Raw genomic sequence first — 15,194 nt, 5'->3', positions numbered from 1 at the left:
CATTGACGACGTCACTGGCTCAGGTCATAGCCCAGCCGCTCGGCGAGCTTGTGCAGCAAGCCGATTGCGGCGTCGGCGATCACCGTGCCGGGCGGGAAGATCGCGGCCGCCCCGGCGGCGTAGAGCTCGTCGAAGTCGCCGGGCGGGATGACGCCGCCGACCACGATCATGATGTCGGGCCGTCCCACCTCGGCCAGCGCGTCGCGCAGCGCCGGCACCAGCGTCAGGTGCCCGGCCGCCAGCGAGGACACCCCGATGACGTGCACGTCGTTGTCGGCGGCCTGGCGGGCCACCTCTTCGGGCGTGGAGAACAGCGACCCGACGTCGACGTCGAACCCGATGTCGGCGAACGCGGTTGCGATCACCTTCTGGCCGCGGTCGTGGCCGTCCTGACCCATCTTGGCCACCAGAATCCTCGGCCGGCGCCCGTCGGCCTCGGCGAATTTCTCGACCAATTCGGTGGCGGTGGCGATGTTGGTGGCCTTTCCGGCTTCGTGACGGTAGACCCCGGCGATGGTACGGATCTCCGCCTGGTGACGGCCATACACCTTTTCCAGCGCGTCGGAGATCTCCCCGACGGTCGCCTTGGCCCGGGCCGCGTCGATGGCCAGCGCCAGCAGGTTGTTGCCAAGCCCGTCCTCGCCCGCCCGTCCGGTGGCGGCAGCGGCGCGGGACAGCTCCGCCAGCGCGGTGTCGACGGCCTTCTGGTCCCGATTCGCCCGCAGCTCTTGCAGTTTGGCCAGCTGCTCGGCGCGCACCCGGCTGTTCTCGACCTTGAGGACCTCGATCTCCTGGTCCTCGTCGACCTGGTACTTGTTCACCCCGATCACGGGCTGCTGGCCCGAGTCGATGCGGGCCTGGGTGCGCGCGGCGGCCTCCTCGATGCGCATCTTGGGGATGCCGTCGTCGATGGCCTGCGCCATGCCGCCGTGCTCGGCGATCTCGGCCATGTGCGCGCGGGCCTGCTGCGCGAGCCGGTGGGTCAGCCACTCCACGTAATAGGAGCCACCCCACGGGTCGATCGGCCGGGTGGTGCCCGACTCCTGCGCCAGCAGCAACTGGGTGTTGCGCGCGATCCGCGCGGAGAAGTCGGTGGGCAGCGCCAGGGCCTCGTCCAGGGCGTTGGTGTGCAGCGACTGGGTGTGGCCCTGGGTGGCGGCCATCGCCTCGATGCAGGTGCGCGCGACGTTGTTGAAGGCGTCCTGGGCGGTCAGCGACCAGCCCGAGGTCTGCGAATGCGTGCGCAGGGACAGCGATTTGGGGTTCTCGGCGCCGAACCCGGCGACCAGTTCGCTCCACAGCAGCCGGCCGGCCCGCAGTTTGGCGACCTCCATGAAGAAGTTCATGCCGATGCCCCAGAAGAACGACAGCCGCGGCGCGAACTTGTCGATGTCCAGGCCGGCGTCCAGTCCCGCCTTGATGTAGTCGACGCCGTCGGCCAACGTGTAGGCCAGCTCCAAATCCGCTGTGGCCCCTGCCTCCTGGATGTGGTAGCCGGAGATCGAGATGGAGTTGAACTTCGGCATCTTGGCGCTGGTGTAGGCGAAGATGTCGGAGATGATGCGCATCGACGGTTTCGGCGGGTAGATGTAGGTGTTGCGCACCATGAACTCTTTGAGGATGTCGTTCTGGATGGTGCCGGCCAGCTTCTCCGGCGGCACGCCCTGCTCCTCGGCGGCCACCACGTACAGCGCCAGGATCGGCAGCACGGCGCCGTTCATCGTCATCGACACCGACACCGCGGACAGGTCGATGCCGTCGAACAGCTGGCGCATGTCGAGGATGGAATCGATTGCCACGCCTGCCATTCCGACGTCGCCCTGGACGCGGGGGTGGTCGGAGTCGTAGCCGCGGTGGGTGGCCAGGTCGAAGGCCACCGACAGCCCCTTCTGGCCGGCGGCCAGGTTGCGCCGGTAGAACGCGTTGGAATCCGCCGCGGTGGAGAACCCGGCGTACTGGCGAATCGTCCAGGGCTGGTTGACGTACATCGTCGGGTAGGGGCCGCGCACGAAGGGCGGTTCGCCGGGGAAGCTGTTCAGCGGGTAGCCCTCGGCCACCGCGGCGGCGCGGTCCTCGGCGATGTACACCGGCTTGACGTCGATGCCTTCGGGCGTGTGCCACCGCAACTGCTCGGGCGCATAGCCGTGCGCCGACGCGGCCGCGGCGACCTGCTCTTCCACGGTGGACTCGGTGGGCCGCGGCACGTCGCGTTCGCCGCGCAGCGGGACGTCGGCGAAGCTGCCGATCGCGGGTGTCGTCATCGTCATAGCGGCTACGCCCCCAATCGCGTGAGCAGGTCCGACAAGGCTTGCACCGCATTGATTTTCGCGGTCAAAAACTCATCCGGGCGGTCGGGGGCGTCGTCTGCCAGCGCCTGCTCGGGTCCGGCCAGGTAGACCGTCGCGACACCGGCGGCCCGGGCCGCCTCGACTGCGCCCGCCGCCTCGTCGTGGTAGCGCTTGTCGGTGCCGCAGATGACGGCCACCGCCGGCGATCCCGCTGCCGCCACGGCCGCCGCGATGCCGGCGGCGTCGACCGGCCCGGGATTGATCGCCTCGACGCCGCCCGAGGCCAGCAGGTTGGCCGCGAACGTCGCCCGGACGTTGTGCTCGGCCAACGGGCCCAGCGGCAGCAGCAGCGCCTTCGGGCGCGCGCCGGTGCGGGCCAGGTACGCGTCCGACCGGTCCCGCAGCGCCTCGAACTCGGCGGCGTAGCGCCGGACCGCCGATGACGAATCCCCTTGCTTCAGAGGCGGTTCCTCGAGGTTCGGGTACTCGTTGACGCCGGTGATCGCCGTGCGCCGATGCGCGACGTCGTCGGCGCGCCGGGCGGCGACGCGGGCGATCTGCTCGCCGACGTGGTCGCGGGCGTCGGCGAACCCGCCGCGCGCCTCGATGTCCTGGAGCTGCTGCCACGCCTGGTCGGCCAGCCGCTCGGTGAGGTCCTCGACGAACCACGACCCGCCGGCCGGGTCGAGCACCTGCCCGACGTGTGACTCCTCCAGCAGCAACAGCTGGGTGTTGCGCGCGATGCGGCGCGAGAAGCCGTTCGCCACACCGGGAAACCCGCCCGGGATGGCCGTGTCGAACGGGAGCACCAGCACGGTGTCGGCGCCGCCGACTCCCGCGCCGAAGGCGGCCACGGTGCCGCGCAGCATGTTCACCCACGGATCGCGCTGGGTCATCATCGGCAGCGACGTCTCCGCGTGGACGACGGCCGCGCCGCCGTCGGGGTCGCCCACCACCTCGGCGACCCGCGCCCACAGCCTGCGCGCGGCGCGCAGCTTGGCGATCGTCAGGAACTGGTCGTCGTCGGCGGCCAGCCGGAAGCTGATCTGCCGCAACGCCTGTGCGACGGTGATCCCGGAGTCGGTGAGCAACCGCAGGTAGGCCACCGCGGCCGCGATACAGCCGGCCAGCTCCCAGGTGGCGTTGGCGCCGAGGTTGTGGAAGGCGGGACCGTCGACGGTGATCGTCCGCACGCCGTGGCTTCCGGCCACACGCCTCGCCACCGCGAGCACCTGCTCAACCGGCGGGGTCTCGCGGCCGCTCAGCGTCGCGGTCAGCGGGTCGGCGCCCAGGTCGACGGACAGGGCCTTGCGCTGGTCCGTGCCCAGCTGGTCGACCAGCGCCAGCAGGGCGTCGCAGGCCTCGGGGTAGTCGGCGCCGGCGTCGAGGATCACGGGCACCAGGTCCAGGTACACACCCGAGAGCAGCCGCGCGAGCTCCCCGGGCTTCCCCACCCGGATCCGCAGCGCGCCCACCCCCTCGTTCAGCGCGGCCAGCACCGCATCGTTGTCCGGGACGCCGCCGGCAACGGGGAACGCCTCGGCCACCTTCCAGCCCGCGTTGACGTCGCGCAGCGCGTCGCCGCCACGCACGTAGGGCCACGCGCCGGGCAGCGGCGCTTCGGGCAGTTCGTCGAGCGCGGTGTAGAGCGCGCGGATTGCGATCCCGTCGTACGTCGGGGTCTCCAGCAGGCGCTCCGGCTCGTCCCCCAACTGCTCGGGATCCTTGCGGGTGCTCTTGGCCAGCACACCGGCGACCGCGTTGCGCCAACGCCCGCGAACCTGTTCTAGGTCGGCGAGCTCGGGTACATCAATGGACACCGATTGCTCCCTTTTTCCCAGCAAATGGGGCTCTGCCACGTACTAATGAGGCTAATTGATCGGGGCTCCCGGCTAAAAACCGCGCGGGAACGGGCCCCGAGGGCGTTGTCCCGGGACGGACGTGAAACACCCGTCTCGGGAAACGGATAATTCACCTCCGGCCCGTACCCTTGACAGGCGTGACGGCTTCCGCCACCTGCAAAATCACCGGCACCCTGCGTGATCTCCGCGCCGCGTTGGGCGCGGCGGCGCGGCAGCTGGCCCGACCGCGGGCGCTGGCGGCAGTGGTCGGTATCACAGTCTTGATCGTGGCGGCGAGTTGGCTTCCGCTGCCGACGCCGGTGCAGATGCGCGACTGGGCGGAATCGGTGGGTCCCTGGTTCCCGTTGGCCTTCCTGGGCACGCACGTGGTGGCCACGGTGGTGCCGGTCCCCCGCACGGCGTTCACCCTGGCGGCCGGGCTGCTGTTCGGGCCGTTGTTGGGCGTGGGCATCGCGGTGGTCGCCAGCACCGCCAGCGCGGTGCTGGCCCTGCTGCTCGTGCGCGCGGCCGGCTGGCAGCTCAACCGCCTGGTTCGGCACCGATCGATCCACACCGTCGACGAACGCCTGCGCGCCCGCGGCTGGCTGGCCATCCTGTCGCTGCGGCTGATCCCCGCCGTGCCGTTCTCGGTGATCAATTACGCCGCCGGCGCCTCGGCCGTCCGCCTGGCGCCCTACACGCTGGCCACGGTGGCCGGGTTGCTGCCCGGCACCGCCGCCGTGGTGATCCTCGGTGACGCCCTCGCCGGTCACCCCAGCCCGATGCTGCTCCTGGTGTCGCTGTGCACGGGCAGCCTGGGCGTGACCGGGCTGCTCTTCGAGATCCGTCACTACCGGCAGCACCACCGGCGCAATCCCCCCGTGCCCGCCCAATTCTGAAGCCGGCCTGAAGATCCGCGCCCCGAGCGCCGCTCTTCAGCTTGACTTCAGCTCCGCTTCCTAGCGTCGCCGGCATCACGTCAGCGACAAGGAGGCACATTGACCGCCGAGGAATCCACCCACACCCCCGAGCCGGCAACCCCGGCGCCTTATCCGGAACCGGCGCCCGCGTCGTCGGTCCTCCACCGGCATCCCGTCGGCGTCGCGGTCGGCACCGGGCTGGCCGGCCTCGTCGTCGGGGCCTTCGGGGCCGCCACCCTGATCGGCCTTTGGGCCCCTCCGCCGCCGGGCATCGGTTTTCCGCCGACCCCGCCGGCGGGCGCACCGCCCATGCCACCGGATGCCACCGCCACCGAGCTGGTGCATCCCCTGCCCGCCGGCAGCCGGCTGATCTTGGTGGCCGACACGACGCAGACCACCCAGGTGACCCGCCAGCTGCGTCAGCTGATGATCGGTGCGGGTTTGGTCACGCTGCTGGTGGCGGCGCTGCTGTTGATGGCGGTGAGCCGGGTTGCGCTGCGGCCGTTGGACCGGCTGACCGCGTTGGCCACCGACATCGCGACCGGTGATCGTGGCCGGCGATTGCGCCCCCAGCGCACCGACACCGAATTGGGCCGCGCCGCAAGCGCTTTCGACGGAATGTTGGAAGCGCTGGAAGCCTCCGAGCGACGGGCCCGGCTCGCGGCCGAAGACGCCCGGCGCGCCGAGGCGGCCACCCGGCGATTTCTCGTCGACGCCGCCCACGAGCTGCGCACCCCGATCGCCGGGATCCAGGTCGCCGCGGAACAACTCGTCAGCAACGCCGCACAGGACCTGGGCGACGAGGCGCGCGCTCAACACCGCCGCGCCAACCTGTTGCTGTCCGACGCCCGCCGCGCCGGACGTCTGGTGGGCGACATGCTGGATCTCAGCCGCATCGATGCCGGGCTGCCGCTTGACCTGCACGATGCCGACCTCGCCGCCCTGGTCGACGCCGAGGCCGACCGGACGGCCCTGTTGGCGCCACGAGTCACCGTCGTACGGACCGGCCTGGCCGGGCTCGAGGTCAGGGCCGACCCGCACCGGCTGGCGCAGATCCTGGCCAACCTGCTCGACAACGCCCGCCGGTACACCCCCGCGGGCGGGGCCATCACCATCGACCTGTCCGCGAGCGGCCACACCGCCGAGGTGACCGTGACCGACACCGGCCCGGGGGTTCCCGACGAGGAGCGTGACCGCATCTTCGAACGGCTGGTGCGCCTGGACGCCGGGCGATCCCGCGACCATGGCGGCGCGGGGCTGGGCCTACCGATCGCCCGCGCGCTGGCGCGCGCCCACGGCGGCGAGCTGACGTGCCTTCCCCACCAGGGCGGGGCGCAGTTCCGGCTCAGCCTGCCGGTGGGCGCGGCCGTCGCGCAGCGGGTCTAGAACCCGGGGGCCGGGGGCGGTCCGCCCGGGTGCGGCCCGAACGGTCCGCCCGGTGCAGCCGGTCCCGGCTGCGGCGCGCCGAACGGTCCACCCGGACCCCCGGGCCCCGGCGGCGGCGGGCCGGGTTGCCCCGGGGCCGGTGGCGGCGGCGGGGGATCGGCCGTGGCCACGGCGGCACCGAAGCCCGTCGCGGCAACCCCCAGGGCGCCCGCGAGCATGGAAGCGGCGATGAGTCGCTTGATTTTCATGATCTTTTCTCCTGCTCGTTCATCGGGTTGGCGCGGGCGGCGACGGGGGCGTCCCGGACCCGCCGGGGGAAGCGGGGATGCCGGGTGGCGGCGGTGGCCCGGGCGGCGGAACGAATGCGCCTGCCGTGGCGTCCGGGCTGATCGCGGGGTCGCCGTAGGCGGTGCCGTCGGCGGTGATCACGAGCGCTCGTACCCCGCCGCCGTTGAGCTGGGCGGCGATCTGCTGCGGCGGGGTGCGCGCGACCGCCAGCGCGTCGGCGCGCGACGTGGCCGCCAGCAGCCGGTCGTGGAGGTCGCGCCGGGCCTGAGCCCGCAGGCCGATGTCGATGACGACCCCGAGGATCACCAGCAAGACGGCGAGCAGCCCGATGACGACCACGACGACCCGCCGCCGCAGCGACGGCGTCGGCGTCACGGGGTCGGCGGCGGCCGTCATGATGGACGGGCCTGCACGCGGTAGCCGATCCCGCGGACGGTGTGCACGATCCGCGGGCCGTGGGCCTCGAGCTTGCGCCGCAGCCCGCTGATGTGCACCTGCACCAGGTTGGGGTCGTAGGCGTCGTAGCCCCACACCGCGTTCAGGATCTGGCCGGCACTCACGATCCGGCTGCGCTGCTGCACCAGGAAGTGCAGCAGCCGCAGCTCGGTGGCGGTCAGGTCCAGTTCGTGACCCGCGCGCACCGCGACCCCGGCGTCGACATCCAGCACCAGGTCGCCGACCTGCAGCGCCCGCGGCAGCCGTCCCCTTCGGCGCAGCACCGCGCCCACCCGCGACACCAGCTCGGCCAGCTCGAACGGTTTGACGACGTAGTCGTCGGCCCCGCCGTCGAGGCCACGCACTCGGTCGTGCAACCCGTCGCGGGCGGTGATGAGCACGATCCCGGCGTCGCCCCAATCCCGGACCACGTCGATGAGCTCGAACCCGTCGCGCCCCGGCAGCATCACGTCGAGCACCACCAGATCCGGGCGCAGGCCGTCGAGCGCCTCCTCCAAACCGTCGCCGTCGCGACAGGCGTCGGCGTGGTAGCCGGCGTCGGTCAGCGCCTCGCGGACCATTTCGCGGATGGTCTCGGAATCCTCGACCACCAGCACGCGCGGAATGCCGACGCTGGGACGCCTGGCCGCGCCCGGGGAACTCGCCATGCCCCATTGTGAGCGTCGCGTTGGCGCGACCGACCCGGCAAGCCGCTTTCTTCAGGTTCGCTTCACATTCCGCCGCCGAGTCGTCGGCGGTGGCACGATCCGCACCTGCCGCCGGCCGGGCGGATGCTCCACTTTGATGCCGGCCTGAACGCATGCCTGCACACCGCCGAGCGCGGCAGGGTCGGCGGGCCAGGTGTGCTGGCCCGCGTCGTCGAACAACGCGACCGCGTTGGGCGTCGGCCCGGTCGTGAACCGGGTCTGATACCGGACGCCCGCGTGCCTGCCCGTGTCCCAGAAGGCCGCGGCCCAGGCCTGCGGGATGTCATAGTTCGGGCATGTTCCGATCTCGCGGGTCATGCCGAAGTCGACGGCATTCCGCGCGCAGGTATTGGCAAGCCAGCGTGGCGCCGGCATCCGGAGCCGCGAAACCTGGGTTCCCGCAGCCGCTTTGAACGTGACCAGCCCCTGGCGCACCAGGTCGTGGCCGAACCGCTCCCGCAGGGAAGTCGCCAAATCCGTTGCGAGGTGACAGGTTCCGTTGGGCGAGGGCAGATCGAACCGGCCCGAGAGGTCGGAGGAAAACCACCAGGGAGACTTGTTGACGGCGTGTGCCCGATACAGCGGCACGTCGTCCTTCAGCCGCGTCCGGGGGAACGCCGACAGCGCCGGCGGCGGGAGGCCGAGCGCGGGCCGCTGGCGCGAACCACTCACGCGCGCCAGCCCGCCGCCACCTCGCGCGCCATCGCGATCACCCGCTCGGGGTCACACCCCTCGCGCAACCACTCACTCGGGCGCTCGCCGTTGAGCTGATCGCTGGGCGCGCGCATCCACAACGCCATCATCCAGGCGTCGTCGGTGCCCTGCGCAAGCGTCGTCAGCACCTCGCCCAGCGACGGAATCGTCGCGCCGCTCTCGAGGAACTGCCATACCGGATACACCACTCCGCCGTCGGCCAGCGGGCAGGCCAGCAGCGCATGGCGCGCAATTTTCTGGTGCAGCGCCTGCCGCGACACCCCCAGCCAGCGGGCGAGCCCGGCGGTGTCGTAAAAGGGTCCGGACACCTCATCGAACACGTGGCCCAACGGCAGCGCCGCCACCATGGCTTCGGCGATGGCTTCCGCATCGCCGAACGCCTCGGGACTCACTTCTGCCGCGGCGGCCTTGCGCAGCCGATCATGCACCTTGCGACTGACCGACCGCATGATCTCCCGCTCCAGCACCGCCAGGTCCGTCATCGCCACTCCCGGTCTCGAGATCGCGTCAAGCATGACAATGCTACACCGTCAAGCACGTCAAGCGACTTTCGCCGGGACAGGCCGGGTGGCGTCTAGCCGGCCCCGCCGGTGTCGGGCACCGCGGCGCCCACACCCGCCGCGCCCTTGCCCCCGCCGCCGCGCCGGGTTCCGATCAGGTCGACGGCCCCGGAGCCCAGCAGCGGCTTGCCGGCCACCTCCGGGGCGAAGATCAGGGTGACCGCGCCGACCCCTCCGGCGAACATCAGCATGTACGCCGGCATCATCGGGTTGCCGGTGCCGGTGACCAGCGTCTCGGCGATCAGCGGGGTGGTGCCGCCGAAGGCCGACACGGCGATGTTGAACCCGATCGACACCGCGCCGTAGCGCACGTTGGTGGGAAACAGCGCGGGCAGGATCGCCGGCTCGAGGCTGCTCAAGAACATCATGGGCAGGCCGACCAGCAGCACACCGGCGAACTTGGTGGGATACGCCCCGCCGAACCGCATCAGGGTGAAGGCCGGTAGCGACACCGCGATGAGCAAGCCGCACCCCGTCCACATCAGCGGTTTGATGCCGATGCGGTCGGAGAGCATCGCGACGAACAGCACGCCGACCGTCAAGGCCGCCAGTACGATCAGGACCATGACCAGCGCCGCGGTGTCCCCCACGCCCGCGGTCTTTTTCAGGTACGTGGGCACGTAACCACTGACCATGTAGCTCGTGTCGGTGACCGCGAGCTCCACGCCAAGGCAGATCAGCAGCCCTTTCCACTGCCGCACGACGGTCAGCACGAACTGGGTGCGGACGGAGACGGGCAGCGCGACCTTGTGCACCTTCTCGTAGCCGGGCGACTCGTCGATTCTCGAGCGCAGGTACACCGCGACCAGGCCGAACGGCGCGGCCAGCAGGAACGGGATGCGCCAGCCCCAGTTCAGCATGTCGGCGGCGGGCAAGGCCGTCTGCAGGCCCGTCACCAGCGCGGCGCCCACCACGAAGCCGCCCAGCGTGCCCACCGGCAGGAATCCGGCCAGCATCCCGCGCTTGTGGTCCGGGGCGTGCTCGGCGATGAAGGTCATCGCGCCCGCGTACTCCCCACCGGAGGAAAGCCCCTGGCCGACGCGGACGACCGTGAGCAGGATCGGCGCCCAGACCCCGATGGTGTGGTAGCCGGGCAGGGCACCCGTCGCGGCACCGCAGACCGCCATCAGCGAGATGGTCATCACCAGCACGGGCTTGCGCCCGATGCGGTCGCCGAGCGGTCCGAAGATGAAGCCGCCCAAGGGCCGGACGACGAAGCCCGCCGTCATCGTGCCGAAGGTGGCGATGAGGTTGCCCGCGCCGGAGTTCTCTCCCGGGTAGAACTTCTGCGCCAAGATGGTGGCGACGAGGCTGAACAGGGTGAAGTCGTAGGCCTCCATGAAGTTGCCGATCGCGGTGCCCTGGATCGACCGATGCGTGGCGCGGGCATCGGCCACCGTGGCCCCGCCGCGTCCGTCACCCGCTTTTCGACTCATTGGCTACATGACTTACCCCCAACGCTTCGCAACTATGCGACGACCCCGCCATGTGGAGGACAATCGCGGCCATGGGGCGGACTGCAGACGGATCGATTTTCACCGCGATCGGCGCACGGCTGCTGCGTTCCCGCCGCTTTGTGCGCGCGCCGGTCTGGATCTACCAGGCCCGCGCGGGTGCGCTGTTCGGCTCGCGAATTCTGATGCTCGAACACATCGGCCGCAAGTCCGGCACGCCGCGCTACGCGGTGCTGGAGGTCGTCGATCGTCCCGCCACCGACGTCTATGTCGTCGCGTCGGGCTTCGGCCGAAAAGCCCAGTGGTTCCGCAACATTGAGGCCAACCCACGGGTCCGGGTCTACGTCGGAAGCCGTGCGCCGCGGCGCGCCACCGCGCGCGTGCTCGGCCAAGCCGAGACCGACCGCACGCTGGCCGCCTACCGCGAACGCCATCCCGGGGCGTGGGAGCGGTTCCGCCCGGTGCTGGAAAGCACGCTCGGCGCGCCGATCACCGACACCGGAAGCCCACTGCCGATGGTCGAATTGCGTTGCGTCGGTGGCGATCGCTAGCGCGGCGAAGCCGGGCGTCGCGGGTCGCCACCATCGGACTCAGCTGTTATCCGGGCCCTTGACCGTCATCACCGCGAAGGTGGCCAGGAACGCCGCCGCCGGGATGGTGTTGACGAACTTGTCGTGCGCCCGGATGTGCGCACCGACGGCCAGGGTGAAGTACAACGTCAGCATCGCCGTCGTCAGCCTTGCCAGCGTGGGGAAACGGGTGACGGACAGCAACCCGATCGCGGCGGCCGCCTTCACCACCGGCAGGACGGGGCGGATCTCGTCGGGGACTCCGAGGTCGTCCAGAACCTTCTTGATGGGGGCCACCTGAAATCCGCAGGCAACCGCGTCGACGGCGTGGAAGGCGGCAAGTCCCGCATAGGTTTTCGGTGAAGTCAGCGCACTCATGCGCCCAGCCTATTGGGTCAACTCGGGCGGCGTCCCCGGCTGGCCGTCCACGGGCTGGCGGGCTATCGCCTCGGCCTTCGCCACCGCCTGGGCGATGGCCGGGTCGGTCTCGGTGGAGAACCAGTCGGCGACGTCGGCGTCGTCGTCGGCCTGGTGCTTGGGCACGTCGTCGACGGGGGAAGGCTGGAACCGGAACACGCCGTCCTCGCCCGGCGTGCCCAGGAGCCTGGTGAAGCCCTGCAGCGCGGCGCTGAAATCGCTGGGCACCACCCACACCTTGTTGGCGTCGCCGCGTGCCATCTCCGGCAACGTCTGCAGGTACTGGTAGGCCAGCATCTCGGGAGTGGGCCGGCCGGCCTTGATCGCGGCGAACGTCTTCTCGATGGCCTTGGCCTGGCCCTGCGCCTGCAGATACGCCGCGGCGCGCTCACCCTGGGCGCGCAGCATCCGCGACTGCCGGTCGGCCTCGGCGGCCAGGATGGCGGCCTGCTTGGCGCCCTCGGCGGCCAGGATCTGCGCCTGCTTCTGGCCCTCGGCCTCCTTGATCGCCGACTCGCGCATGCCCTCCGCGGTCAGGATCATCGCCCGCTTTTCCCGGTCGGCCTTCATCTGCTTTTCCATCGAGGCCTGGATCGACGGCGGCGGGTCGATGCTGCGCAGCTCCACGCGCGCGACCCGCAGGCCCCAGCGCCCGGTGGCCTCGTCCAGCACGCCGCGCAGCTGGCCGTTGATCTGGTCGCGGGAGGTCAGCGTCTGCTCGAGGGTCATCCCGCCGACCACGTTGCGCAGGGTGGTGGTCGTGAGCTGCTCGACGCCGACGATGTAGTTGCTGATCTCGTAGACGGCCGCCTGCGGGACGGTGACCTGAAAGTAGACCACGGTGTCGATGTTGAGGGTCAGGTTGTCCTCGGTGATCACCGGCTGCGGCGGGAACGACACCACCCGCTCGCGCAGGTCCACCCGCGCGCGGACGCGGTCGATGAACGGCACCAGCAGCGTCAGCTGCCCGCTGACCGTGCGGCTGTAACGACCCAGGCGTTCGATCACGGCGGCCTCGGCCTGCGGGATCAGCGCGACCGACTTCGCCACCACGATGATCCCGAAGATCACCAGCGCCAGCGCCACCACCAGCAGAGCAATTCCAGCCATCGCTTCCTCCCGTTTTCTCCAGAGGTATTACATGCCCTTGAACACCACGGCCGTGGCGCCATTGATCTGCATGACGGTCACCCGGTCGCCGGGTTCGTAGACGTCGTCCTCGTTGGCCGGCCGCGCCGTCCACACCTGGCCGTCCAGCTTCACCTGGCCCTCATCGCGTGCGACGCGCTCGAGCACCAGCGCGTTCTTGCCCTGCAGCGCCTCGATGCCGGTCGGCAACACCCTCGGCGGGGTCAGCCGCCGCCGCAGCGCCGGCCGCACCACGACCAGCAGCAGAACCGAGATCACAAGGAACACCGCCGCGTCGATCCACACGGGCCCGCCGAGCAGCCAGCTGCTCCCGGCGGCGGCCAGCGCGCCGCCGGACAGCATCAGCAAGAACATATGGCCGGTGAGCGCCTCCCCACCGGCGAGCGCCAGCGCGAATATGAGCCAGATCACCGCGGCGGGCATGCGGTCAGAATACGCGTAATCCGCCTTTGCCGGATCGAACAACTACACTCCGAGATCATGTGGTGTCCCAGTGTCTCGCTGTCCCTGTGGGCCAACGCCTGGCTCGCGGGCAAGGCGGCGCCCGACGACGTCTTGGACGCGTTATCCGTTTGGGCGCCAAAGCAATCGGTCACCGCGTATGATGCGGTCGCCGCGGGCCACACCGGCCTGCCGTGGCCCGATGTCCACGACGCCGGCACCGTCACGCTGCTGCAAACCCTGCGCGCGGCGGTCGGCCGGCCGGCGGGGTCGTCGGCCCCCGACCGTTTGCGGGGGACCGTCAACATCGTTCTGCCGGTGCCCGGCGACGTGCGCGGCCTGGCCCCGGGAACCCAGTTCGAATCCGACGCCCTGGCCGCCGGCGAGGCGGTCATCATCGCCAATCCCGACGACCCGGCCACCGCCGTCGGCCTGGTTCCGGAGTTCAGCTACGGCGACCTCGACGAGGCCGACGACGCGGGCTTGCCCGAACTGTGCGGGCTGTCCTGGACGGTGTACTCCCTGCCCGGTGCGCCGGTGCTGGAACACCACGAACTCGGCGACGCCGAGTACTCGCTGCGCTCGGCCGTGCGGTCGGCCGCCGATGCGCTCGGCGCGATCGGGGTGGGAGCCGCCGCATCCGATGTGGACGATCCACGGGGACTCGTCGAGCAGTTGCTGGAATCGTCACGGCAACACCGCATTCCCGATCATGCGCCGTCGCGCGCGCTGCGGGTGCTGGAGAACGCCGCGCACGTCGACGCCATCATCGCGGTCAGCGCCGGGCTCAGCCGGGTGTCCGAGTCCCCGACGGATCGCATCGTCGCGGGGATCGGTGCGCAATCGTCGTCGCAGGCGCGGATCGCCACCGATGCGCTGCGACCGCTGACCACGGTGGTGCGCTCGGCGCGGATGGCCGCGGTCACCGCGATCCTGCACTCGGCCTGGGCGGACTAAGCCTGATGGCGGCGACCCGCTTCGCCCGGCTCGCCGCGCTCGCGATCGCCGCTAAGCCTGGTCCTGTTGCCGCGCAACGCAATGCGGCGGAGCGCACGCCGCGCCGTTGACGCTGGCGAGGCAGCCCGGCACCGGGTCGGGTCCGCTGACCCTGGTCGGCGCCCGGCCTGAGCGCAGTTCGTCGACCAGATCCGCGGCCAGCCGGGCGAAGCGACGATCGGCGTTGGGGGTGGCGGCCCGGGCGAAGGCCATCCCGTCCGCCTCGGCCTGAGCGGCCAACTCGCGGTCGAGGTCCCACACCACCTCGATGTGGTCGGCGACGAACCCGATCGGGCAGACGATCACGGCCTTGGTACCCGATCCGGCGAGCGTCGACAGGTGGTCCTCCACACTGGGCTCCAGCCAAGGGACTTGGGGAGGCCCCGATCGCGACTGCCAGGCCAGGTCGTAATCGCCGTATCCGGCGGCGGCCGCGACCAGCCTTGCGGCATAGGCGACTTGGCGGCTGTACAGCCGGGGACCGCAGCGCTCGTCGGCGGCCACCGGCACCGAGTGCGCGGTGAACACCAGCCGCGCGTCGCCGGGCGTGGTGGCCGCGGCCGCCGCCACCGCGCCGGCGAACATCTCGACGAATAGCGGGTGATCGAAATAGGGCCGCAGCTTGACCAATTCGGGCGCGTCCGGCCCGGCCGCCCGGCGGGCCCGGGCGATGTCTTCGACGTACTGGGTGCAGCCGGAGTACCCGCTCCACGCCGATGTGGTGAACACGGCTGCGCGCCGAATGCCTTCGTCGCGCATCGCCTTGACGGTGTCCTCGACGTATGGTTCCCAGTTGCGGTTGCCGAAGTACACCGGCACGTCGAGCTCCTGCTCGAGCTCGGCTATCAGGGCGCGGTTGATCCCGTTGATCGGCGACACCCCGCCGAAATGCAGGTAGTGCTCGGCGACGTCGTCGAGGCGCTCCGGCGGCACGTTGCGGCCCCGGGTGACGTTCTCCAGGAACGGCCGCACCTGCTCGGGCCCCTCCGGCCCGCCGAAGGACAGCAGCAGGACCGCGTCGAAGTTCAT

15 protein-coding genes and 1 pseudogene are annotated in these 15,194 nt (G+C 70.9%); 4 read left to right on the top strand and 12 right to left on the bottom strand.

Annotated features, from left to right (window positions below; genetic code table 11):
• Positions 1-11: 11 nt before the first annotated feature.
• Together scpA and mutA are read right to left on the bottom strand one after the other, a co-directional pair.
• On the bottom strand, positions 12-2,267 hold the full coding sequence (scpA, locus tag A5696_RS16455) for a methylmalonyl-CoA mutase (protein ID WP_067881015.1): 2,256 nt from the start codon (positions 2,265-2,267) through the stop codon (positions 12-14).
• A gap of 5 nt (positions 2,268-2,272) precedes the next feature.
• The gene (gene mutA / locus A5696_RS16450; protein WP_067881012.1) at positions 2,273-4,108 is read right to left on the bottom strand and encodes a methylmalonyl-CoA mutase small subunit; all 1,836 of its coding nucleotides are present in this window, start codon (positions 4,106-4,108) and stop codon (positions 2,273-2,275) included.
• 179 nt (positions 4,109-4,287) lie between these two features.
• On the opposite strand from mutA, the gene A5696_RS16445 reads away from it, so the two are divergent.
• A complete protein-coding gene (locus A5696_RS16445) occupies positions 4,288-5,028 on the top strand; it encodes a TVP38/TMEM64 family protein (RefSeq protein WP_067881009.1) in 741 nt (246 codons plus the stop codon).
• Between the two features lie 99 nt (positions 5,029-5,127).
• A complete protein-coding gene (locus A5696_RS16440) occupies positions 5,128-6,435 on the top strand; it encodes a HAMP domain-containing sensor histidine kinase (RefSeq protein ID WP_197516993.1) in 1,308 nt (435 codons plus the stop codon).
• On the opposite strand, the gene A5696_RS27165 is transcribed toward A5696_RS16440, so the two are convergent.
• The 6 genes and pseudogenes from A5696_RS27165 to A5696_RS16415 form a co-directional block, all read right to left on the bottom strand.
• Positions 6,432-6,683, bottom strand: coding sequence for a hypothetical protein (locus A5696_RS27165; RefSeq protein WP_082969037.1), 252 nt, complete (start codon positions 6,681-6,683; stop codon positions 6,432-6,434). The two genes, A5696_RS16440 and A5696_RS27165, sit on opposite strands and share 4 nt — an antisense overlap.
• A gap of 28 nt (positions 6,684-6,711) precedes the next feature.
• Positions 6,712-7,119, bottom strand: a pseudogene (locus A5696_RS16435) (two-component sensor histidine kinase); the annotation flags it as partial.
• On the bottom strand, positions 7,116-7,826 hold the full coding sequence (locus A5696_RS16430) for a response regulator transcription factor (protein ID WP_067881000.1): 711 nt from the start codon (positions 7,824-7,826) through the stop codon (positions 7,116-7,118). The gene A5696_RS16430 and the pseudogene A5696_RS16435, both read right to left, overlap by 4 nt.
• Positions 7,827-7,877: 51 nt before the next feature.
• Positions 7,878-8,537: an RES family NAD+ phosphorylase gene (locus A5696_RS16425; protein WP_067880995.1), complete on the bottom strand. Its 660-nt coding sequence runs from the start codon at positions 8,535-8,537 to the stop codon at positions 7,878-7,880.
• On the bottom strand, positions 8,534-9,094 hold the full coding sequence (locus A5696_RS16420; protein WP_231964349.1) for a hypothetical protein: 561 nt from the start codon (positions 9,092-9,094) through the stop codon (positions 8,534-8,536). The genes A5696_RS16425 and A5696_RS16420 overlap by 4 nt, the downstream gene beginning before the upstream one ends.
• 59 nt (positions 9,095-9,153) lie before the next feature.
• Complete coding sequence (locus A5696_RS16415; RefSeq protein ID WP_082969036.1) at positions 9,154-10,575, bottom strand: MFS transporter; 1,422 nt, start codon at positions 10,573-10,575, stop codon at positions 9,154-9,156.
• Between the two features lie 71 nt (positions 10,576-10,646).
• Here A5696_RS16415 and A5696_RS16410 point away from each other — a divergent pair, with 71 nt between their 5' ends.
• Complete coding sequence (locus tag A5696_RS16410; protein ID WP_067880986.1) at positions 10,647-11,144, top strand: nitroreductase family deazaflavin-dependent oxidoreductase; 498 nt, start codon at positions 10,647-10,649, stop codon at positions 11,142-11,144.
• 39 nt (positions 11,145-11,183) lie between these two features.
• Here A5696_RS16410 and A5696_RS16405 read toward each other — a convergent pair whose 3' ends face one another.
• Genes A5696_RS16405 through A5696_RS16395 form a run of 3 tightly spaced genes read right to left on the bottom strand, consistent with a single transcriptional unit; the run spans position 11,184 to position 13,151 of the window.
• Complete coding sequence (locus A5696_RS16405) at positions 11,184-11,540, bottom strand: DoxX family protein (RefSeq protein WP_067880983.1); 357 nt, start codon at positions 11,538-11,540, stop codon at positions 11,184-11,186.
• 9 nt (positions 11,541-11,549) lie between these two features.
• Positions 11,550-12,689, bottom strand: coding sequence for an SPFH domain-containing protein (locus A5696_RS16400; RefSeq protein WP_067880980.1), 1,140 nt, complete (start codon positions 12,687-12,689; stop codon positions 11,550-11,552).
• Between the two features lie 27 nt (positions 12,690-12,716).
• Complete coding sequence (locus tag A5696_RS16395; RefSeq protein WP_067880977.1) at positions 12,717-13,151, bottom strand: NfeD family protein; 435 nt, start codon at positions 13,149-13,151, stop codon at positions 12,717-12,719.
• A gap of 57 nt (positions 13,152-13,208) precedes the next feature.
• Here A5696_RS16395 and A5696_RS16390 point away from each other — a divergent pair, with 57 nt between their 5' ends.
• The gene (locus A5696_RS16390; RefSeq protein ID WP_067880975.1) at positions 13,209-14,126 is read left to right on the top strand and encodes a hypothetical protein; all 918 of its coding nucleotides are present in this window, start codon (positions 13,209-13,211) and stop codon (positions 14,124-14,126) included.
• A 51-nt stretch (positions 14,127-14,177) separates the two neighbouring features.
• On the opposite strand, the gene A5696_RS16385 is transcribed toward A5696_RS16390, so the two are convergent.
• Positions 14,178-15,194: a ferrochelatase gene (locus A5696_RS16385; RefSeq protein ID WP_067880973.1), complete on the bottom strand. Its 1,017-nt coding sequence runs from the start codon at positions 15,192-15,194 to the stop codon at positions 14,178-14,180.

It is taken from the genome of Mycobacterium sp. E2699, assembly GCF_001666745.1.
Classification (GTDB): Bacteria; Actinomycetota; Actinomycetes; order Mycobacteriales; family Mycobacteriaceae; genus Mycobacterium.
The sequence above is the reverse complement of the archived record's forward strand: the minus strand, read 5'-3'. Positions and strand labels throughout refer to the sequence as shown.

Excerpts from the sequence above, each read along its gene's own strand:
- A5696_RS16430 (WP_067881000.1), bottom strand. The coding sequence starts at position 7,826 with ATGGCGAGTTCCCCGGGCGCGGCCAGGCGTCCCAGCGTCGGCATTCCG.
- A5696_RS16390 (WP_067880975.1), top strand. The coding sequence starts at position 13,209 with ATGTGGTGTCCCAGTGTCTCGCTGTCCCTGTGGGCCAACGCCTGGCTC.
- A5696_RS16385 (WP_067880973.1), bottom strand. The coding sequence starts at position 15,194 with ATGAACTTCGACGCGGTCCTGCTGCTGTCCTTCGGCGGGCCGGAGGGG.
- A5696_RS27165 (WP_082969037.1), bottom strand. The coding sequence starts at position 6,683 with ATGAAAATCAAGCGACTCATCGCCGCTTCCATGCTCGCGGGCGCCCTG.
- A5696_RS16415 (WP_082969036.1), bottom strand. The coding sequence starts at position 10,575 with ATGAGTCGAAAAGCGGGTGACGGACGCGGCGGGGCCACGGTGGCCGAT.
- A5696_RS16410 (WP_067880986.1), top strand. The coding sequence starts at position 10,647 with ATGGGGCGGACTGCAGACGGATCGATTTTCACCGCGATCGGCGCACGG.
- A5696_RS16400 (WP_067880980.1), bottom strand. The coding sequence starts at position 12,689 with ATGGCTGGAATTGCTCTGCTGGTGGTGGCGCTGGCGCTGGTGATCTTC.
- A5696_RS16395 (WP_067880977.1), bottom strand. The coding sequence starts at position 13,151 with ATGCCCGCCGCGGTGATCTGGCTCATATTCGCGCTGGCGCTCGCCGGT.
- A5696_RS16420 (WP_231964349.1), bottom strand. The coding sequence starts at position 9,094 with ATGCTTGACGCGATCTCGAGACCGGGAGTGGCGATGACGGACCTGGCG.
- A5696_RS16405 (WP_067880983.1), bottom strand. The coding sequence starts at position 11,540 with ATGAGTGCGCTGACTTCACCGAAAACCTATGCGGGACTTGCCGCCTTC.
- scpA (WP_067881015.1), bottom strand. The coding sequence starts at position 2,267 with ATGACGATGACGACACCCGCGATCGGCAGCTTCGCCGACGTCCCGCTG.